Below are 19918 nucleotides of genomic sequence, written 5' to 3' on the forward strand. Positions count from 1 at the left end.
TATTGAAATGAACAACTACCCCCACCCCCTCATCGCCCGTGAAGGTTGGCCCTTCCTTGCCGGCATCGTCATCATTTCCGTGGTGGCCACCGTTTTTGCCGGTTTTGCCTGGGCGATCCCGCTGTGGATCCTGTCGCTCTTCGTCCTCCAGTTCTTCCGTGATCCCGCCCGTGCCATCGCCGGCGGCGACAACAGCAAGACCGTGGTGGCGCCCGCCGACGGCCGCATCGTGGCGGTGGAAAAGGTGCAGGACCCCTACCTGAACCGGGAAGCCCTCAAAGTCTCCGTGTTCATGAACGTCTTCAACGTCCATTCCAACCGCAGCCCGGTGGATGGCGACGTGCAGCGCAAGTGGTATAACCCGGGCGCGTTCGTGAACGCCGCCCTGGACAAGGCCTCGGTGGAAAACGAACGCTGCGCCCTGCACATTCGTACCAAGACTGGCCAGGACGTGACCTGCGTACAGGTGGCCGGCCTGGTGGCGCGGCGCATTCTCAACTACGTGGATAGCGGCAAGACCCTTGCCCGCGGCGAGCGTTACGGCTTCATCCGTTTCGGCTCCCGGGTCGATGTCTACCTGCCCCTGGACGCCCGGGTGAAGGCGGTCATCGGCGAAAAAGTGTATGCTTCCTCCACCGTTCTCGCAGAGCTGGCCTGACCGGTCGCCGGTCAGCACCGCCGTATAAGATCCATGCCTGACATCAAACCGCGCAAGACGCTCTTCAATCCCGAGCTGAAGCGCCGCGGTATCTACGTCCTCCCCAACCTGTTTACCACTGCCGCGCTGTTCGCCGGCTTCTACGCCATCGTCCAGGCCATGAACGGCCAATTCGAACAGGCGTCCATGGCCATCTTCATCGCCATGGTGCTGGATGGGCTGGATGGCCGGGTGGCGCGCCTGACCCGCACCCAGAGCGCTTTCGGCGCCGAGTACGACTCCCTCTCCGACATGGTCTCCTTCGGCGTCGCTCCGGCGCTGGTGGCCTATGAGTGGGCGCTGCGCCCCCTGGGCAAGTGGGGCTGGATCGCCGCCTTCGTCTATTGCGTCGGCGCCGCCCTGCGCCTGGCCCGCTTCAACACCACCCTGGAAGTGATCGACAAGCGCTACTTCCAGGGGCTGCCCTCGCCGGCGGCGGCGGCCCTGGTGGCGGGCTTTGTCTGGCTGATGATCGACATCGGCGTTGATCCGGCCAGCCTGCGCTGGGTGGCCTTGGTCATTACCGCCTTTGCCGGCCTGACCATGATCTCCAACTTCCGCTACTACAGCTTCAAGGACATCAACCTGCGCAAGAGCGTGCCGTTCATCGTCATCGCCGCCATTGCCCTGGGTTTTGTCCTGGTCTCAAGCTATCCTCCGGGAGTGCTGTTCGCCCTCTTCGTCGTCTATGCGCTGTCGGGCTACGTGCTCGCCTGCGGGCGCCTAATCCGGCGCTGACCGTGCCGCGGCGGGTGTGCCTGGGCATGCCTGCTGTGCGCTGTTTCACTTACCCGCGTTTGTCCCCAGCGCAGCGGCGGATGCTCCACACCCTGCGTATCCTGTAAATCCTGGGCGGCCTCGCCGCCTCCGTATCACCCGCTGCCGGACCGGCACGGCCCTGCCATTGCCCCCTTGCCCGGGCATGGGCGAGGGCCATATGCCGTACCGGCTTGCCGGCGGGCTTCTGCGGCATCTCAGTGTGCCGTTCCCGAGCGTTTTCATGCGCTCCAGCCTGCCGGCTCCCACCTGACAATCGCCCTGCTGCCTGGGGCCGGAAGGTTCGCCCTTCCGTCACCTGTTCAAGGAGGAGAGGTCATGAACGGCACTTTCTTGTCCCCCCTGCTGGCCGACGGCCTGGCCTGGTTCGAGGCCCCCGATCCGGTCATCCTGTTTGCCCTGACCCTGGTCTTTGCCGGGCTCGCCGGCGAATTCGTCTTCCGCTGGCTGCGCCTGCCGCGCATCACTGGCTATGCCTTGATCGGCATTCTGATGGGAACCTCGGGTCTGGCGGAGGCCAATCCCCTCGACAGTGCTGCCCAAAACATCGTCACCGACATCGCCCTGGGCATCCTGCTCTTCGAACTGGGGAGCCGGGTGCGCCTGGCCTGGTTGCGCGCCAATCCCTGGCTGTTCGCCACCAGCCTGGCCGAGGCCGGGCTCACCGCCGTGGCCGTCCAGGCCGGCCTGGTCTGGTTTGGGGTGCCGGCGCCGGCGGCTGTCGCGGCCGGCTTGATCGCCATGTCCACTTCCCCGGCGGTGGTGATGCAGGTCACCGCCGAGATCCGCTCCCAGGGCCAGGTCACCGAGCGTCTCTATGTGCTGACCGCGCTCAATGCCATCTACGCCGTGCTGGCGATGAAGTTCCTGGCCGGTTGGTGGGGCTTCGATACCTTCCACGACGGCGGCCGGGCCTTGCTCACCACCCTCTACCTGATTTCCGGCTCGCTGCTGATGGCAGCCCTGCTCGCCTGGGCGGTGCACCGCCTGACCCGGGCCCTGGATTTGCGCGAGGAACCCGGGGCCGCCGTGCTGTTCGGCCTGTTGCTGCTGACCTTTGCGGCCCTGCATCTGCTCGGCCTGCCGGCAGTGCTGGCGCCGCTGTTGGCCGGCATCCTGCTCAAGAACGTCGATCCCCGGCCGTGGCTGTGGCCGCGCCACTTCGGTACCGCCGGCGGCGTGTTGGTGCTGCTGCTGTTCGTGCTCGGCGGCGCCAACCTGCGTTGGGAGGATTTCTTTGCCGGCGGGCTGGCCGGCCTGGCCCTGGTGGGGGTGCGGGTGCTGGCCAAGGTGGTCGGGGTTTCCCTGTTTGCCCGGCCGAGCGGCCTGGGGCTGCGCCAATGTCTCGCTCTGGGAGTGGCGTTGAGCCCCTTCTCGGCCGTGGCCTTGGCCCTGGTGCTCGATTTTCGCGTCAGTCATCCGGACCTGGGGGCGGCCCTGGCGCCAGTGCTGCTGTCGGCCATGGCGGTGATGGAACTGCTCGGGCCCATTGCCACCCAGTGGTCCCTGCGTCTGGCCGGTGAAGTGCGGCGCTGAGTTCCGGTGCTTGATCTGCTACCAGCTTCGGCCCGCCCGACCGTTTCACTTCGCCGCCATCGTCCACGCCCCGCCGCTTCGAGGAGAACGCCATGAGCGCCAGCGACGCTGCCAATGCCTTGGGCTGTTTCGCCCAATCGCGACCCCTGACCCTGGGGGTCGAACTGGAGTTGCAGATCGTCAATACCCACGACTACGATCTGGCGCCCTGCGCCGAGGATCTGCTGCGGGTGATCAAGCAACAAGGGGTGGCCGGCGACATCAAGCCGGAAATCACCGCCAGCATGATCGAGATCGCCACCGGCATCTGCGCCGACCATAGCCAGGTGCTCGCCGAGCTGGGCACTCTGCGCGACGGACTGGTGGCGGCGGCACGCAAGCTCAACGTGGGGCTGTGCGGCGGCGGTACCCACGCCTTTCAGGACTGGAGCGAGCGGCGCATTTTCGATACGCCCCGCTTCCACCAGATTTCCGAGTTGTACGGCTACCTGGCCAAGCAGTTCACCGTCTTCGGCCAGCACGTGCACATCGGCTGCCCGGGGCCGGACGAGGCCCTGGTGCTGCTCCACGGGCTGTCCCGCTACATCCCCCACTTCATCGCCCTGTCGGCCTCGTCGCCCTTCGTCCAGGGCCACGACACCGGCTTTCATTCGGCCCGCCTCAACTCGGTGTTCGCCTTTCCCCTGAGCGGCCGGGCGCCCTTCGTGCTGACCTGGGATGAGTTTTCCACCTTCTTCGCCAAGATGGCCGACACCCGGGTGGTGGCGAGCATGAAGGACTTCTACTGGGACATTCGCCCCAAGCCCGAGTACGGCACCATCGAGGTCCGGGTGATGGACACGCCCCTGTCGATCGAGCGCGCCGCCATGCTGGCCGCCTACATCCAGTGCGTGGCCCGCTACCTGATGATCGAAAAACCCTTCCGTCCCGCCGAGGACGACTACCTGGTCTACACCTTCAACCGCTTCCAGGCCTGTCGCTTCGGCCTGGAGGGCACCTTCGTGGACCCCAAGAGCGGCGAACACCGCACCGTGCGCGACGACATCCTGGCCACTCTGGCGGCCCTGGAAACCCACGCCATGGAACTCAAGGCCGAGCAAGCCTGCCGTGAGGCCCGCCAGGTGGCCGAGAGCGGCGAGAACGACGCCACCTGGCTGCGCCGGGTGCTGGAGCATGAAGGCCAACTGCCGGAGATGGTGCGCCAGCAGTGCCTGCGCTGGCGCTGAGGGCGGCGTCATGAGCCATTCGCCAGCCACCGACCGGGCCCTGCGCATCGGTTTGTCGGCCCGGCTGATGCATCAGCCGCCGGCGGAACTGGGCTTTCCCGGCAAGACCCTGCAATACCTGGAGCAGTCGATCGCCCATTGGGTCATGTCCCGGGGTGCCGTCGCCCTGATGGTGCCGACCCTGGAGGCGGGCGGCGGCCTGGCGCGGCGCGGCATCTCGGTGGCCAAGGTCGTGGCCGCCCTGGACGGGTTGGTGCTGCAGGGCGGCACCGACGTCAGCCCGATCAGCTACGGTGAGGATCCCATTTCGCCGCTGTGGCCGGGCGACCGGGTGCGCGACCTGTACGAGATCGAACTGCTCTGGGAATTCATCATCCAGGGCAAACCGGTGCTGGGCATCTGCCGCGGCTGTCAGCTGATCAACGTGGCCATGGGCGGCACCCTGTATCAGGACATCGGCCTGCAGCATCCGGGGGCCCGGGACCACGTTGACGCGGGACTCTACGACCGCCTCGCCCACACCGTTGAAATCATGCCCGAATCGCGTCTGGCCGCGCTCTATGGCGGGCAGACCCAGGGGCGGGTGAACAGCATCCATCACCAGGCGGTCAACCGCCTCGGCAACGATCTGGTGGTGGAGGCCCGTTGTCCCGACGACGGCATCGTCGAAGCCATCCGCTGGAAGGGGGCCGGCTACGTGGCCGGCTTCCAGTGGCACCCGGAATTCCACGCCGCCGCGCCGGACTTGCTCGACAACGGTCCGATCCTGCTCGATTTTCTCGCGGCCGCCGCAGGCGGCGACCCGGAACGCTTGGGGGAGGGGGCTAAACCCTAGGCGGGGCGCGGAGTTTCAGAGGGTATGGCTGGAAAGGCTCGCCAATAAAGGCGCTCCAGCATGGCATCGTGGAGATGCCCTAGGGGCGCGGGGTTTCGCGGGGTAGGGCGGTGGAGGGCGCCAGGGGCAAGACGACGGTGAAGCGTGCGCCGCCCCCCGGTGCATCGCCCAGACGGACGTCGCCCCCGTGCTGCCGGGCGATCTCGCGGACGATGGCCAGGCCCAGGCCGCAGCCGTCGCCGGGGCTCCCGGCGACCCGGTGGAAGCGGTTGAACACGGCCTCCCGGTCCGCCGGCGCCACGCCGGGGCCGTCGTCGTCCACGCCGAGGAACGCCTGGCCATCGATCACGCCGCAGCGCACGGTGACGGTGCCGCCGCCCGGGGTGTAGCGGATGGCGTTGTCCACCAGATTGCCGAGCAGTTCCTGCAGCAGCAGGGGTGAGCCCTGCACGGTGGCCGGCTCCAGTTCGAACCCGAGGTCGATGCCCTTTTTCAGTGCCGCCGGCAGCCAGATTTCGGCGCACTGGTGGGCAATGTCGGGCAGGGACAGGGGTTCGCTGGTCGAGAGCCCGCCCGGCTCGGCCCGGGCCAGGGCGAGCAGTTGGTGGGCGAGGTGGGACAGGCGGGCGGTGGCCACCCGGATCTGGTCGAGCTGGCGCCGCCGGGTCTCCGGGTTGCCCTCGTCCAGGGCCAGTTCCACCTGGGCCTGCAGGGCGGCGATCGGGGTGCGCAACTGGTGGGCGGCGTCGGAGACGAAGCTGCGCTGGGAGGCCAGGGACAGATCGAGGCGGGCGAGCAGTTGGTTGACCTCGTTGATCACCGGCTGCAATTCCACCGGTACCGGGGTTTCCACCGGGCGCAGGTCATGGTGCGAGCGTTGCGCCAGTTCTTCACGCAGGGCCTCCAGGGGGCGCAGGCCGGCACGGATGCCATACCAGACAAAACCCAGGGTCATCAGCAGCAGGGCCCCCACCGGCAACAACATGCCGAGCAGAATTTCCCGGGCCAGGCTGCCGCGCTTGGTGTCGGTTTCGGCCGCCAGCACCAGTACCGGGATGCCGTCCTTGGTCAAGGCCAGGGCGGCCACCCGTACTTGCTCGCCACCGTACCAGCCGTCGTAATAGACGCGGTCATCCTCGACCATCGGGTCGGTGGGGCGGGGGAGGCCGCGGTGGCCCGAGACGAATTCGCCCCCCGGGCCGACCACCTCGTAGAACACCCGGTCGTAGCGGTCGGTGAGCAGGATTTGTTGGGCCTGGCGGGTCAGGGTGACGTAGGGCTGACCTTCGAATACCCGCACCTGTTCGGACAGGGCCAGGGCGGTATCGAGCAGGGCCCGGTCGTAGGCGTGGGAGGCGCTGGTGAACGCGATGCCGTACGCGGTAAGGGCCGCGGCGCCGGAAAACAGCACCGTGGCCGGCAGCAGCCAGCGCAGCAGCAGACCCCGCAGGCTGGCGGGACGCTTCATGACGCCGGGTCGAGGTCCGGTGAAACGGTGGTGCTTTCGGGGTCGCCGGTTTCGCTCGGCTTTTCCAAGTAGTAGCCGAGGCCACGCACGGTGCGGATGGGGATGCCCTCGGGATCAAGCTTGGTACGCAGGCGGGAAATGAACTTTTCCACCGCATTGGGAGTGATATCCTCGTCCCAGCCGTACAAGGATTGCATGATCTGCTCTTTGCTGACGATGCGCCCGGCCCGGCTGGCGAGGAATTCTAGGGCCGCCCACTCCCGGGCGGTCAGCTCCAGGGGGGCCTCGCCGACGAAGGCACGGCGGCCGACGGTGTCGAGGCGCAACCGGCCCAGGCGCAGCTCCGGTTCCGGCGCGGCGCGGCCGCGGCGGATCAGGGCGCGGATGCGGGCCACCAACTCGGTCAGGGCCACCGGTTTGACCAGGTAGTCGTCGGCTCCTAGGTCGAGCATCTTGACCCGTTCTTCCAGGGCTTCCCGGGCCGATAGGATCAGTACCGGGGTGCGCTGGCGGCGTTCGCGCAGGCGGGCCAGGACGGCGGCGCCGTCCAGCCCGGGCAGACCCAGGTCGAGGATGGCCAGCTCGTACTCCTGGTCGGTCAGCCAGCGATCGGCGTCACGGCCGTTTTTCACCCAGTCCACCACGAAACCGGCGGATTTGAGGGCTTGGGTGAGGCCATCGGCCAACAGGCAATCGTCTTCTACAAGCAGTAGGCGCATGACGGGAGCAAGCGTGAGGAAGATACAGGACAGAATCGGCGACGGCGGTATCCTCGCGGAATGCCGACAGGACGGCAGTTTCGCACAGGTCGACCGTGCTTCGGCAGGGGTCAGCACTGGGTCAGCGACCCTCCCTACCATACCACCCTGCCTTAAAGCCTGTCACCGGATACCCCCCGTTGTGAATCCTCCTCTGCCGCACCGCCTGGCCGTCCCCCCCCGTTTGTCACGCTGGTTGTCGCCGCTGCTGTTCGTGCTGCTGGCATCCGCTCTGCCGAGTGCGCTCTGGTCCGGCACGGCGTGGGCCGCGGACAGCATGGCCGTTCAGGAACCGCGCCTGGCCCTGAGTCTCGCCGACGCCCGCCGTCTGTGGCAGGAGCACAGCCGCGAGTTGCGCCTGTCGCGCATCGCCGTGAGCGGCGCCGATGCCGATCGCATCACCGCCGGCCAGGCGCCCAACCCCCAGCTGTCGGTCAACGTCGGTTCCGTCAGCCCCTGGGAGGGGGTCGGTGCCGGCAGTCTGCGCAACAAGCGCATGGATTCGGTGTTCCGCCTGGAACAGCTGGTGGAGCGCGGCAACAAGCGTGAACTGCGCACCAAGGTGGCCGAAGCTCAACTCGAAGCCACTCGCCGCCTGGCCGACGACGTGGCGCGACAGCAATACCAGACCCTGATCGGCGCCTATTACGACCTCAAGCTGGCTGAAAGTCGCCTGCAGGTGCTGAGCGAAACCGCCCAGCTCTACCGTGAGGGCGTGACCGCCTCCGAACGCCGCCTCAAGGCGGGCGACATCGCCCGCTCCGAACTGGCGCGCTTCTCGGTGGAAGCCGTCAAGGCCGAGAACGATCGGCGCCAGGCCGAAGCCGACCGGGCGGCCGCCCAGGTGGCCCTGGCCTATCTGATCGGCCGCGATGCCGAGGCGGCCCAACTGCGTACCGCCGACGACTGGCCGCCACTCGGTCAGCCCCTGCCGACGGCGGATGCCGCCACCCTGGCCGCCCGCCCCGACGTGGCCGCCGCCCGCGCCCGGAGCGAGGCCGCCGAGCAGGCCCGGGAGCTGGCCCGTTCGCTGCGCACCCGCGATGTCACCGTCGGCGTGCAGTTCGAGCACAACGTCACCAACCCGCCCCTCAACAGCTACGGCGTCGGGGTCAGCGTGCCGCTGTTCCTGCGCTACTCCTACGAGGGCGAGATCGCCCGGGCCGAAGCCGACCTGTCGGCCGCCCGGGAAGACCAGGCCCGTATCGAGGCCACCGCCCTGGGTGAGGTGAATACCGCCCGGGCTGCCGCCCTCAGCGCCGAAGCCCGGCGCAGCGCGGCCGAAGCGGCCCTGCTGCCGGATGCGGAGCGGGTCGCCAAGGCGGCTGAATATGCCTACAAACGCGGTGCCGCCGGCCTGATCGACCTGCTCGATGCGCGGCGCACCCTGCGCCAGTCGCAGCAGGATGTGCTGCAAGCGCGTAACGACCACGCCCGGGCCCTGGCGGCTTACCGGGCCGCCCTGGGGCAGGGCGCTGCGGAAGCCGGGCGTAATGCACCCGCCGCCGCGGCTACCGCCTCCGGCACCCAACCGTAAGGATTTCGAGGTTATGGACAGCAAGGATCAGCGTTCCCAAAGCGGCGATGCCGCAACGTCCCCCCCGGCCGCGCGCCGCGCCGCTCCTGCGCGTCGCCTGTGGCTGCTCGGCGGCGCCTTGGTGCTGGTGGCCGGTGGCCTGGGCGTCTGGTGGAACAGCCATGGCGGCAACGCCGCGCCGCAGCCCGTGGCGGCGCCGGTGCCCCAGCCGTCCGCCGAAGGGCACCGCACCCTGACCTTCCCGCCGGGAGCCCCGCAGCTGTCGTACCTGCGCATCGAACCGGTCAAGGCCGAGCCCGTGCCCCTGATCGAGCCGATCCCCGGCCGCCTGACCTACGACGACGACGTCACCGCCCGGGTGTTCGCCCCGGTGGCCCTGCGCATCGTCCAGCCCCTGGCCCAGGTGGGCGACAAGGTGGCGGTCGGCGCGCCCCTGGCCCGGGTCGACGTGCCCGATGTGGCCGACCTGACCCGCGCCCAGGCCGATCTGCGCGCCAAGACGGCGGCCTTCGAGCGAAGCAAGGACTTGTACGCCGCCGAGGTGCTGGCCAAGAAGGACCTGGAAGCGGCGGAGAACGATTACCGCGCCGCCGAGGCCGAAGCGGCCCGGGCCGGCACCCGGCTGCGCTGGCTGGGCAGCACCGCCAAAAACGGTGGCGGCCAGGCGCTGCAGTCGCCCCGCGCCGGGGTGATTACCGAGCGTCGGGTCAGCCCGGGGCTGGAAGCCCGGCCCGATTCGACCGACCCCCTGTACGTGGTGAGCGATCCGACCCGGCTGTGGGCCCTGGCCGACCTGCCCGAGAAGGATCTGGCCAAGGTCCATGCCGGCGAAGAGGTGGTGCTGCTGGTCGATGCCTGGCCCAACGAACACTTCACCGGCAAGGTCACGGCGGTGGCCGACGTGCTCGACCCCCAGACGCGCCGCGTCCAGGTGCGCCTGTCGGTGCCCAACCCGGAGCGCAAGCTCAAGCCGGAAATGTTCGTCCGAGTGGTGCCCTCCCATAGCGATCAAGTGCTGCCCCGGGTGCCCAATACCGCCCTGGTGACCGAAGGACTGGCCACTTACCTGTTCGTCGAGACCGCCCCCGGCGCCATCGAGCGGCGCGAGGTGCAGCTGGCCTTCCGTGGCGTCGAATTCAGTTCCGTGGCCAAGGGCCTGTCCGCCGGCGAGCGGGTGGTCACCGTTGGCGCCGTGCTGCTCAACGCCGAACTGGCCGGCCACTAAGGAACGGGGCGCCACGCGATGCTGGAACGTCTCATCACCTTTGCCCTCGCCCAGCGGGTCTTCGTCCTCGCCGCGGTGGGGGTGCTCTTCGTCTTCGGCCTGTATGCCGTGGACAACGTGCCCATCGAGGCCTTCCCCGACGTCCAGGACGTGCAGGTGTCGATCGTCACCCAGGCCACCGGCCTGGCGCCGGAGGAGGTGGAGCGCTCCATCTCCCTGCCCATCGAGCGAGAGATGAACGGCGTGCCGCGCATGATCCAGCTGCGCTCGGTGTCGATCACCGGCCTGTCGGTGGTGACCCTGACCTTCGCCGACCGTACCGACGACTACTTCGCCCGTCAGCAGGTGCTCGAGCGCCTGCAGAACGTGAACCTGCCGCCCGGGGCCCAGCCCCAGTTGGCGCCGCTCACCACCGCCGTGGGCGAGATCTTCCGCTACGCCCTGGACGTGCCCCCCGACATGCCCCTCTACCAGGTGCGCACCCTACAGGACTGGGTGATCCGCCCCGCCCTGCGCCGGGTGTCCGGAGTGGCTGACGTGGTCAGCTTTGGCGGTGCGCCCAAGGAATACCAGGTGCGGGTCGATCCGATGCGCCTGCGCCGTTACGGGGTATCCATCGACCAGGTGGCCCAGGCGCTCACCAACAACAACGCCAATGCCGGCGGTGGCCTGCTCCACCGCGGCGACGAGGCACTGGTGGTGCGCGCCATCGGCCTGTTCTCCCGGGTCGAGGACGTGGCCCGGGTGGCGGTGACGGTCAAGGACGGCAAGCCAGTGCTGGTGGGCGACGTGGCCGAGGTTCAGGTCGGCCCGCGCACCCGCTCCGGGGTGGTGGCCTTCAATGAGCGCAACGATGTGGTCCAGGGCATCGTGCAGATGATCAAGGCGCAGAACGCTACCAAGGTCGCCGCCGAGGTCAAGCAGGCCCTCAACGACGTCCAGGCCAAGCTGCCGCCCGGGGTGAAGATCATCCCCATCTACGACCGGACCGACCTGGTGCGCCACACGGTGCACACGGTGAGCGAGAACCTAGTGGTGGGGGCGGTGCTGGTCACCGCCATCCTGGTGATCTTCCTGCGCTCCTGGTTTGCCGCGGCCATCGTCGCCCTGGTGATTCCCCTGTCGCTGCTGGCGGCCTTCGTCATGATGCATTTGAAGGGGGTGGCGGCAAACCTGATCTCCCTCGGGGCGGTGGACTTCGGCATCATCATCGACGGCGCCGTGGTGCTGGTGGAGGCCCTGATGGTGCGCTACGCCACCGGTGGCGGGAACCCGCAGCACAACACCCTGCAGTGGCGCATGAGCACCCTCAAGCACACCACCGTGGAAATGGGCCGGCCGATCCTCTTCGCCAAGGCGATCATCATTCTCGCCTTCCTGCCGATCTTCACCTTCGAGCGGGTGGAAGGGAAGATCTTCTCGCCCATGACCTACACCCTGTCCTTTGCCATTCTCGGGGCGATCCTGCTCACCCTGACCCTGGTGCCGGCGCTGATCTCGTACTACGTCAAGAACCGGGAACTGAAGGAAGTGCACACCCCGTGGATCGAGCGCATGCAGCACGGTTACGGCCGGCTGTTGGAGCGCTTCTCTGCCAAGGCGGGGCGCCTCACCCTGATCAGCCTGGCGGTGCTCGCCCTGGCCCTGGCCCTGGTGCCGCGCCTGGGGAGCGAATTTCTGCCCAAGCTCGACGAGGGCAACATCTGGTTGACCATCACCCTGCCGCCGGCGACCCACCTGCAAAAGACCAAGGAGGTGGAGCAGGAGGTGCGTGGCATCCTGCGCAGCTACCCGGAGGTGAAGAACGTCATCACCCAGCTCGGCCGGCCCGACGACGGCACCGATCCAAAGGGGCCGAACAACCTGGAGATCCTTGCCGACCTGCAGCCCCGCGACCAGTGGCGCTTTGCCGACAAGGAAGATCTGATCGCCGACATGACGCGCAAGATCACCGCCATCCCCGGCGTGCCGACCAACTTCTCGCAAGTGATCCAGGACAACGTCGAAGAGTCGATTTCCGGCGTGAAGGGTGAAATCGCGGTGAAGATCTTTGGCTCCGACCTGGACATCCTGGAGGACAAGGCCAGCCAGGTGGCGTCGATCCTGGCCAACATCCAGGGCGCCACCGACGTGGCGGCGATCAAGGTAAGCGGCCAGACCGAGCTCGACATCGCCCTGGACCGTACCCGCATGTCGCGTTACGGCATCAACGCGGCCGATGTAAACGCCACGGTGCAGACGGCCCTGGCCGGCACCGCCGTGTCCGCCTTCTATGAGCAGGACCGCCGCTTCGACTTGACGGTGCGTCTGGCCAAGCCCTACCGAGATGCGGTGGATGACGTGGCCGAACTGCCGGTCGCCCTGCCCGACGGCGGCACCATCCCCTTGGCGTCGATTGCCGATATCGAGGTCAAGCAGGGGCCGGCGCGTATCTCCCGGGAGGCTGGCGGCCGCTATGTGGCGGTCAAGGCCAACCTGCTCGGCCGCGACCAGGGCAGCTTCGTCGCCGAGGCCCAGCAAAAGGTGAAGGCCCAGGTGCGTCTGCCTGAGGGCTACGTGATGACCTGGGGCGGCCAGTTCGAGAACCAGCAGCGCGCCCTGAAGCGCCTGGCGGTGATCGTGCCCCTGTCGGTGCTGGGTATCTTCGTCCTGCTCTTCTGGGCCTTCCGCTCGATGCAGTTCGCCGGACTGGTGCTATTCATGGTGCCCTTCACCTGGATCGGCGGCATCGCCGGCCTGGCTCTGGCCGGGCTGCACCTGTCGGTGTCCTCGGCGGTGGGCTTCATCGCCGTGGCCGGTATTTCGGTGCAGAACGGGGTGATCATGCTCGAACAGTTCCTCGAAGGCATCCGCAACGGCCTGCCGGTTACCCAGGCGGTGCGCGAGGGCGCCGTGGCGCGTCTGCGTCCGGTGCTGATGACCGCCCTGATGGCCGGCCTGGGCCTCTTGCCGGCGGCCCTCTCCCACGGCATCGGCTCGGAAACCCAGCGCCCCTTCGCCGTGGTGATCGTCGGCGGTATCGTTTCCGCCACCTTCTTCACCCTGCTGCTTTTGCCGCTGCTCTTCCCGCGCCTGGTGCGTTTCCCCGAGCGGCGCCATCACGACCGCTGAGCGTTAGCCTGAGGGGCCTGCCGCGGCAGGTCCCGTGTTGCGGGGGGCTGCGAAAAAATTTATAGTCGGCCGCATGCCTAAAGCGTTTCTCAGCGCCGGTCGTCACGAGCCGCCGGTCGCCCTTTCCACGGAAAGCGAGCTCCTCAGCCGCCTTCTGTCGCTGCGTGGGCACCTTGGTGCCCGCCCGCTGCTACGCATCGCGCGCTAAAACGACTTCTTCCCCCAATTCGATCGTTGTCCTGCCTCCCTTGCGGCGGCAGCGACAGCCGTGCCGCAAAACGGCTGCCGGGTAGCCGATACCCGCCGCCGACGGAGCCTGACCATGAAACAACCCCTCGTTATTTTCGACACCACCCTGCGCGACGGCGAACAGAGCCCTGGCGCCTCCATGACCAAGGACGAGAAGCTGCGGGTGGCCCGCCAGCTGGAGCGGATGCGCGTGGACGTGATCGAGGCCGGCTTCGCCGCCGCCTCCCCCGGCGATTTCGATGCGATCCACAGCATTGCCGAAATCATCAAGGATTCCACCGTCTGTTCCCTGGCCCGGGCCAACGAGAACGACATCCGCCGTGCCGGCGAGGCGATCAAGCCCGCTGCCCGGGGGCGCATCCATACCTTCATCGCCACCAGCCCGATCCACATGGAGAAGAAGCTGCGCATGTCCCCGGACCAGGTGGTCGAGCAGGCGGTCAAGGCGGTGGGCTGGGCGCGCCAGTTCACCGACGACGTGGAGTTCTCCGCCGAGGACGCTGGCCGTTCCGAGCTGGATTTCCTCTGCCGCATCTTCGAAGAGGTGATCAAGGCCGGCGCCAAGACCATCAACGTGCCCGACACGGTGGGCTACAACCTGCCCAGCCAGTTCGCCGAGACCCTGCGCCAGGTGATCGCCCGGGTGCCCAACTCGGACAAGGTGGTGTGGTCGGTGCACTGCCACAACGACCTGGGCTTGGCTGTGGCCAACTCCCTGGCTGCCGTGCTGGCCGGTGCCCGCCAGGTGGAATGCACCATCAACGGCCTGGGTGAGCGGGCCGGCAACGCCTCCCTCGAAGAGGTGGTGATGGCGGTGAAGACCCGGGCCGACATCTTCCCGGTGGAAACCCGCATCGACACCACCCAGATCGTGCCGGCCTCCAAGCTGATCTCCCAGATCACCGGCTACCCGGTGCAGCCGAACAAGGCCATCGTCGGCGCCAACGCCTTCGCCCACGAATCGGGCATCCACCAGGACGGCGTGCTCAAGCACCGCGAGACCTACGAGATCATGCGCGCCGAGGACGTGGGTTGGACCCAGAACAAACTGGTGCTGGGCAAGCACTCCGGTCGCAATGCCTTCAAGACCCGGCTGACCGAGCTGGGCATCGTCTTCGACTCCGACGAGGCCCTCAATTCCGCCTTCGCCCGCTTCAAGGAACTGGCCGACAAGAAGCATGAGATCTTCGACGAGGACCTCCAGGCCCTGGTCTCCGACGAGGTGGTGTCGGCCGAGACCGAGCACTACAAGCTGGTCTATTCCCACGTCTGCTCCGAGACCGGCGAGACGCCGGAATGCAGCCTGACCCTGTCCGTGGGCGGCGCCGAGCGCAAGGCCCAGGCGTCCGGCAGCGGCCCGGTGGATGCGGCCTTCTCGGCCATCGAGCAGATCGCGGCGAGCGGCTCCGAACTGCTGCTGTACTCGGTGAACGCCATCACCACCGGCACCGACGCCCAGGGCGAGGTCACCGTGCGCCTGTCCAAGGGCGGCCGCATCGTCAATGGCCAGGGGGCCGATACCGACATCGTCATCGCCTCGGCCAAGGCCTACCTGAACGCCCTGAACAAGCTTGAATCCTGTCCGGGCAAAGTCAATCCGCAAGGCGACGTGTAACGCGCGTAACGAGCGGTGGCTGCTTTCGCCCGCAAAGAAAAACGCCGCATCCTAGGATGCGGCGTTTTGCGTTTTATCCAGCCACCCTTGGTGGGGAGCGGCGGGCGATGGGGGCGGGTAATGGAGCGAGATGGAGCGAGATCCGGCGCCGGTGGCCAGCATTTTTATCCCGGGCCGCTAGCCGGCCTTGGCCGGTTTGAGTGGTTTAGGCCCCCGGGTCAGGCGGGCGTAGGCCACGGCGCCGCCGAAGTACAGGCAGGCCAGCACCACCTCGCCCCAGGCGAAGGCCCGGGAGGTCGGGCTCTGGTCGCTGGTGGCGCGCACCAGGCCTTCCATCAGGTAGAGCAGGGCGAGCAGGGAACTCCACTGGTAGGTGTAGCGCTTGCCGCGCAGGATGCCGAACACGGCGAAGAGCAGGGGGGCCACCTTGAGCACCATCCACGAGCCGCCCGGGTGGATCGGCGCGCCGGCCATCTCCCAGTAGAGGCCAAGAAAGATCAGGCCGATCAGGCCCACGCTGGCGGCCAGGCTGGAGAGCCGCACCGATGCTTGTTGTTGAGGGGTCATGCCTTGAGAGCCAATAGGGACGCGGTGTTTGCCAGGCGCTGGCCGAGGATGAAGGCCAGGCGCGCCTCGTCGGGGTGGAGGGAGGGATCGCCGCCGCTGCCGGCGACGTGGCTGGCACCGTAGGGGGTGCCGCCGGCTGGGGTGGCGGACAGCTCCGGGGCGCTGTAGGGCAGGCCGAGCAGCAGCATGCCGTGGTGGAAGAGGGGCAGCATCATCGACAGCAGGGTCGTCTCCTGGCCGCCGTGCTGGCTGCCGGTGGAGGTGAACACCGCCGCCGGCTTGCCTTCCAGGTGGCCCTGGGTCCAGGCCGGGATGGTGCCGTCCCAGAAATACTTCATCGGCGCGGCCATGTTGCCGAAGCGGGTCGGGCTGCCCAGGGCCAGGCCAACGCAGTCGGCCAGGTCGGTGGGCTCTACATAGGGTGGGCCATCGTCGGGAATGGCCGGGGCGCTGGCTTCGCTCACCGGCGAGACTTTGGGCACGGTGCGCAGCCGGGCGCTCATGCCCGGCACCGATTCGATACCGCGGGCCACCTGGCGCGCCAAGGCGGCCACTGAGCCGCGGTGGCTGTAGTAGAGAACGAGGATGTCGGCCATGGGCGAGGAAGGTGCGATCGTCGTTGGTCGGGCGGGAGCGCGCGGGAGTGTTGGGAGTGTTGGGAGTGTTGGTTGGGCGCCGCGCCGGCGTCCTAGGCGTATGGCATGGTCCGGGCGGCTGGATGCTGCGGGCAATCCGCTATTATAGCGGCCCCATGTCCCATTACCGCTCCCGCTCCCCGCGCCGCGCCGCTGCTGCCGGCGGCCCGTCCAACCCGCTGCGCTTCGTTGTCCGGGTGGCCCGCCGCTACCGCCAGGAGCATTTCGCCCAGCTCTCCGCCAGCCTGGCCTACACCACCCTGCTGTCCCTGGTACCCCTGGTGACCATCGCCCTGGTGGTGGTGTCATCCCTGCCGTTCTATTCGACCCTGCTGGCCGACGTGCAGAAGGTGCTGTTCGCCAACCTGCTGCCGGACAAGGCCGGGGTGGTGGTGACCAAGTACGCCCTGCTGTTTTCCCAGAAGGCCACCAAGTTGACCCTGGTGGGCCTGGGCTTCCTGCTGCTCACCACCCTGCTGCTGGCGGTGAGCATCGAGCGGGCCTTCAATCACGTCTGGCGGGTTGGCAAGGGGCGCTCCCTGGCGGGCCGGGTCAAGCTGTTCGGGGCCATGCTGATCCTGGGGCCGGCAGCCCTGACGCTGGGCTTCGGCGTCGTCACCTTCGCCCTGTCCTTGTCGCTGGGGTGGTTCAGCGAGGGGCGCTGGCTGCGCCAGTGGTTGTTCAGTCTGCTCGCCTGGGCCGCGCCGGTGGGGATGTTCTTCCTGCTCTATTGGCGGGTACCCAACGCACCGGTGCGCTGGGTCGATGCTCTGTTCGGCGCTGTGGCGGCGACCCTGGGACTGGCCCTGCTGCAACGTCTGTTCGCCTGGTACCTGGCCTCGTTTCCGTCCTACACCCTGGTCTACGGCGCTTTTGCCGCCGTGCCGATCTTCTTGCTCTGGTTGTACCTGACCTGGAACCTGGTGCTGATCGGTGCCCTGGTGGCGGCAACCCGCGGTGGTGTGGGCGAGGGGGCGCGGGCGGACTGAGTGCGACAGCCTTCCTAGGGGCGTTCCTAGGCGGCGCGATCGTCGCCGGCCAGTTGCAGTACGGTGACCGCCGGCGTGCTTTCCAGGCGGCTGCTGGGGCGCGTTTCGAGGATGTCCGCTTTGGCGTTGTCGGCCGGCTCCAGTACTACCATCAGCCGTTGACTGGTTTCGTCCAGGGTGCCGGCGGGAACGATCAGGGCCGGCATCGGCCGCAGGCCCGGTACGCCGGGCAGGAACAGCGCCGGCGTCTCGCTGCTGCGCCCCAACTTGGGGTCGATGGCCCGGGAGGCCAGGGCTCGGGGGGCGGCTAGCTGCAAGCCCAACTCCAGGTGCTCCGGGTTTTCGGAAATGACCCAGCGCACCAGCGCCACGTCCCAGCGGTGCGATTTTTCACCCTTGATCGCCACCACTTCGCCGGGCCGGACCGGTTCGGTGCGGCCGGACAGGTGCATGGCCGCGTAGCCGTCCGGACTCTCGTTGGTGATCATCCAGTTGGAAACGTGTTCGCCGCTGCCATCGGCCGGGACCTTGCCGGCCAGGAGGGCCCAGGTGGCCGGCAGGCCGATGCACAGCTGGGCGCGGTAGTTTTGGCGGCGGCGGGGGAAACGGCGCTTCGAGGGGGAGCCCCACAGCCCGGCCAGTTGCTCCAGGGTCGGCTGATTCTGCTGCACCAGGAGGGTGCCGTTGGCGCCGGCGAAGCCGAGTTGCGCGGCCTGGCCGCTGGCGCTCAGCTGGATCAGGCGCCGGGCGGCCCGGTCGCCGGCAACCCAGCGCACCGGCGTTTCCGGCGGCGGCGGGCGGCGGGTCAGGGCGACCGGCGGGGCGTCACGGCTGGGGTCGATCCAGAACAGGCCGCGGCGCCGTTCGTCCGGGCTGGGCAAAAACTCCAGTTGTTCGGTCAGGGCGCCGCTGATGCGGCACGCCAGGGCAAAGGCGCTGGTGGACAAGGCGCCAGCAGGGATCAGGCCGAGCAGCAGGGCCTGGGCGTATTCCTGGCGGGCGGTGTGCTCGCCCCGGCTGCCCGCGCTGTCGGCCAGGCCTTCCCGTTCCGCTGCATCGTAGGCGGCGTGCAGGTTGGTCCACACGTCGTGGGAGGGCGGGGTGGCGGCGAGGCCGGCGATCTCCAGGTGGGTGCGCAGCAGCAGCAAGGTGCGCTGGCAGATCTGGGCGCGTTGCGGCGCCAATTGAGCGGCGGCGTCGGGGCTGGTCGCCAGGGCGCGAAAATCCTCGGCAAGGCCGGCGCTGAGGTCAAGCAGGATGCGGGCCAGGGCCCGGGATTTGCGCGGCAGCGGGAGCGGCAGATCGCTCAGCTGCGGCAGGGCGTGGTTGAGGGTGACAAACGTGCGCGCCGCGATCCGGTTGAGTGCCTGCAAACGCTCCTGGCCGGTTAGCGCCAGAGTGCGGAGAGCGGTACGCAGCTGGTCCAGGGCCGCCAGGTCGGCGGCAGCGTCCGGCAATGGTGGCTGGCTCAGCCACTCCAGGGTGGCGGCAAGGCTGGGAGCGTCGGCAAGGGGGGCGGACATGGCGTCGTTGATTCGCAGGAGGCGGGCTAAACGGGGCGCGCAAATAGGCCGCCATGGCACGGGCGGGCGGCATTGGCGCCCGGTGGCAGCGGCCTCGGCCGCTCCAACCTGCGCGGGCCGGCGCGTTAACGTGCGGAGCATAGCGCAAATCGGCCCTTCCGGGCGGCGGGCGTCCATGACCGGGAGCGCGGAGCATGGATGGAAAAAAAGTCCGGTCGGCCTTGTTTAAGTCCTCGATCTTGTTATAATTTCCGGCTTTTTCCACAATCCTTAACCGGGAAGAACAACGATGGTTGTGATTCGTCTCGCCCGCGGTGGCGCGAAAAAACGTCCTTTTTACACTCTGGTGGTGGCCGATTCCCGTAATCGTCGCGACGGCCGTTTCATCGAGCGTATCGGCTTCTACAACCCCGTGGCTGCTGCCAGCGAAGAAGGTCTGCGCATCGCCATGGACCGTCTGCAATACTGGACCGGCAACGGCGCCCAGCTGTCCCCGACCGTGGCCCGCCTGGCCAAGCAGTACGCCGCCAAAGTCGCTGCCTGAGCTTCGCTCGGGAAGTGAGTTTGCTGGATTTACCTCGTTCCGGTTCCATGACTGACGCTGCTGGCCCTACCGAGCAAGCAGCCCCGGTCATCGTTCTGGGGCGTATCACGGATGCCTACGGCGTTCGTGGCTGGGTGCGTATCCACCCCTTTGGGGATGACCCCCTCGAGTGGGGCAAGATGCTCCACTGGTGGGTGGGCTCCGAGGAGTCCGGCTGGAAGGTCCTGCCCCTGGCGGGGTGCAAGTGGCACGGTGATGGTCTGGTGGCCCAGTTTGTCGGGGTTGCCGACCGGAGCGGAGCCGAAGCCCTCAAAGGCGCCTACATCGGTGCGCCCCGCGAGGAAATGCCCCGCCCCGAGCCGGATGCCTACTACTGGAACGATCTGATCGGTCTTCCGGTACAGAACCTCGAGGGTGAATCGTTCGGGACCGTGGTCGGCCTGCTGGCCACCGGCGCCAACGACGTGCTCCAGGTGCGGGAAGACGACGATGGGACTGCCGCCCCCGGCAAGAAACCGCTGGAACGGCTGCTGCCTTTCGTCGAGCAGGTAGTACGGGAGGTGATCCTCCCGGCCAAGGGTGCCCCCGGCGTGATCCGGGTGGACTGGCAGAAAGACTGGTAAGGC

17 protein-coding genes are annotated in these 19918 nt (G+C 68.0%); 12 read left to right on the plus strand and 5 right to left on the minus strand.

Translation table 11 applies throughout. The features are described from left to right. Positions 1-7 precede the first annotated feature (7 nt). The 5 genes from OTERR_RS03895 to OTERR_RS03915 all read left to right on the plus strand — a co-directional run bounded on the left by OTERR_RS03895 (position 8) and on the right by OTERR_RS03915 (position 5071). Positions 8-658, plus strand: a complete 651-nt coding sequence (locus OTERR_RS03895) for a phosphatidylserine decarboxylase (RefSeq protein ID WP_149424925.1) — start codon at positions 8-10, stop codon at positions 656-658. Between the two features lie 33 nt (positions 659-691). After that, positions 692-1435 carry a CDP-diacylglycerol--serine O-phosphatidyltransferase gene (pssA, locus tag OTERR_RS03900; RefSeq protein ID WP_054621970.1) on the plus strand — a complete coding sequence of 248 codons (744 nt, stop codon included), beginning with the start codon at positions 692-694 and terminating at the stop codon, positions 1433-1435. Between the two features lie 357 nt (positions 1436-1792). Continuing rightward, entirely contained in the window at positions 1793-3010 is a 1218-nt protein-coding gene (locus tag OTERR_RS03905; RefSeq protein WP_149424926.1) for a cation:proton antiporter, read from the plus strand. Between the two features lie 92 nt (positions 3011-3102). Further along, on the plus strand, positions 3103-4236 hold the full coding sequence (locus OTERR_RS03910; RefSeq protein ID WP_149424927.1) for a YbdK family carboxylate-amine ligase: 1134 nt from the start codon (positions 3103-3105) through the stop codon (positions 4234-4236). A gap of 10 nt (positions 4237-4246) precedes the next feature. Continuing rightward, the gene (locus tag OTERR_RS03915) at positions 4247-5071 is read left to right on the plus strand and encodes a gamma-glutamyl-gamma-aminobutyrate hydrolase family protein (protein ID WP_054621973.1); all 825 of its coding nucleotides are present in this window, start codon (positions 4247-4249) and stop codon (positions 5069-5071) included. A gap of 79 nt (positions 5072-5150) precedes the next feature. Here the strand turns inward: OTERR_RS03915 and OTERR_RS03920 are convergent, their stop codons facing one another. After that, positions 5151-6539 carry a sensor histidine kinase gene (locus tag OTERR_RS03920; RefSeq protein ID WP_082397195.1) on the minus strand — a complete coding sequence of 463 codons (1389 nt, stop codon included), beginning with the start codon at positions 6537-6539 and terminating at the stop codon, positions 5151-5153. Further along, positions 6536-7258, minus strand: a complete 723-nt coding sequence (locus OTERR_RS03925; protein WP_149424928.1) for a response regulator — start codon at positions 7256-7258, stop codon at positions 6536-6538. Before OTERR_RS03925 ends, OTERR_RS03920 begins: the two co-directional genes overlap by 4 nt. Before the next feature lie 316 nt (positions 7259-7574). Here OTERR_RS03925 and OTERR_RS03930 point away from each other — a divergent pair, with 316 nt between their 5' ends. The 4 genes from OTERR_RS03930 (at position 7575) to OTERR_RS03945 (ending at position 15034) form a co-directional block, all read left to right on the plus strand. Further along, positions 7575-8834: a TolC family protein gene (locus OTERR_RS03930; protein WP_149424929.1), complete on the plus strand. Its 1260-nt coding sequence runs from the start codon at positions 7575-7577 to the stop codon at positions 8832-8834. A 13-nt stretch (positions 8835-8847) separates the two neighbouring features. Beyond that, positions 8848-10059: an efflux RND transporter periplasmic adaptor subunit gene (locus OTERR_RS03935; RefSeq protein ID WP_187775297.1), complete on the plus strand. Its 1212-nt coding sequence runs from the start codon at positions 8848-8850 to the stop codon at positions 10057-10059. An 18-nt stretch (positions 10060-10077) separates the two neighbouring features. After that, positions 10078-13170, plus strand: a complete 3093-nt coding sequence (locus tag OTERR_RS03940) for an efflux RND transporter permease subunit (RefSeq protein ID WP_149424931.1) — start codon at positions 10078-10080, stop codon at positions 13168-13170. A 322-nt stretch (positions 13171-13492) separates the two neighbouring features. Beyond that, positions 13493-15034 (plus strand): 2-isopropylmalate synthase, encoded by a 1542-nt coding sequence (locus OTERR_RS03945; RefSeq protein WP_149424932.1) that lies wholly within the window; start codon positions 13493-13495, stop codon positions 15032-15034. A gap of 177 nt (positions 15035-15211) precedes the next feature. Here OTERR_RS03945 and OTERR_RS03950 read toward each other — a convergent pair whose 3' ends face one another. Next, entirely contained in the window at positions 15212-15601 is a 390-nt protein-coding gene (locus OTERR_RS03950) for a DUF2069 domain-containing protein (protein WP_149424933.1), read from the minus strand. Continuing rightward, positions 15598-16197 (minus strand): NAD(P)H:quinone oxidoreductase, encoded by a 600-nt coding sequence (wrbA, locus tag OTERR_RS03955; RefSeq protein ID WP_149424934.1) that lies wholly within the window; start codon positions 16195-16197, stop codon positions 15598-15600. The genes OTERR_RS03950 and wrbA overlap by 4 nt, the downstream gene beginning before the upstream one ends. Before the next feature lie 155 nt (positions 16198-16352). Between wrbA and OTERR_RS03960 the strand changes: the two genes are divergently transcribed. Continuing rightward, positions 16353-17225, plus strand: coding sequence for a YihY family inner membrane protein (locus OTERR_RS03960; protein ID WP_187775298.1), 873 nt, complete (start codon positions 16353-16355; stop codon positions 17223-17225). Between the two features lie 26 nt (positions 17226-17251). Here OTERR_RS03960 and OTERR_RS03965 read toward each other — a convergent pair whose 3' ends face one another. Next, on the minus strand, positions 17252-18748 hold the full coding sequence (locus tag OTERR_RS03965) for a hypothetical protein (RefSeq protein ID WP_149424936.1): 1497 nt from the start codon (positions 18746-18748) through the stop codon (positions 17252-17254). Between the two features lie 289 nt (positions 18749-19037). Here OTERR_RS03965 and rpsP point away from each other — a divergent pair, with 289 nt between their 5' ends. Both rpsP and rimM read left to right on the plus strand, forming a co-directional pair. Next, a complete protein-coding gene (rpsP, locus tag OTERR_RS03970) occupies positions 19038-19292 on the plus strand; it encodes a 30S ribosomal protein S16 (protein ID WP_054621981.1) in 255 nt (84 codons plus the stop codon). A 47-nt stretch (positions 19293-19339) separates the two neighbouring features. After that, positions 19340-19915, plus strand: a complete 576-nt coding sequence (gene rimM / locus OTERR_RS03975) for a ribosome maturation factor RimM (RefSeq protein WP_054621982.1) — start codon at positions 19340-19342, stop codon at positions 19913-19915. Positions 19916-19918: the final 3 nt, after the last annotated feature.

The sequence above is a fragment of the Oryzomicrobium terrae genome, from assembly GCF_008274805.1.
Lineage (GTDB): Bacteria > Pseudomonadota > Gammaproteobacteria > Burkholderiales > Rhodocyclaceae > Oryzomicrobium > Oryzomicrobium terrae.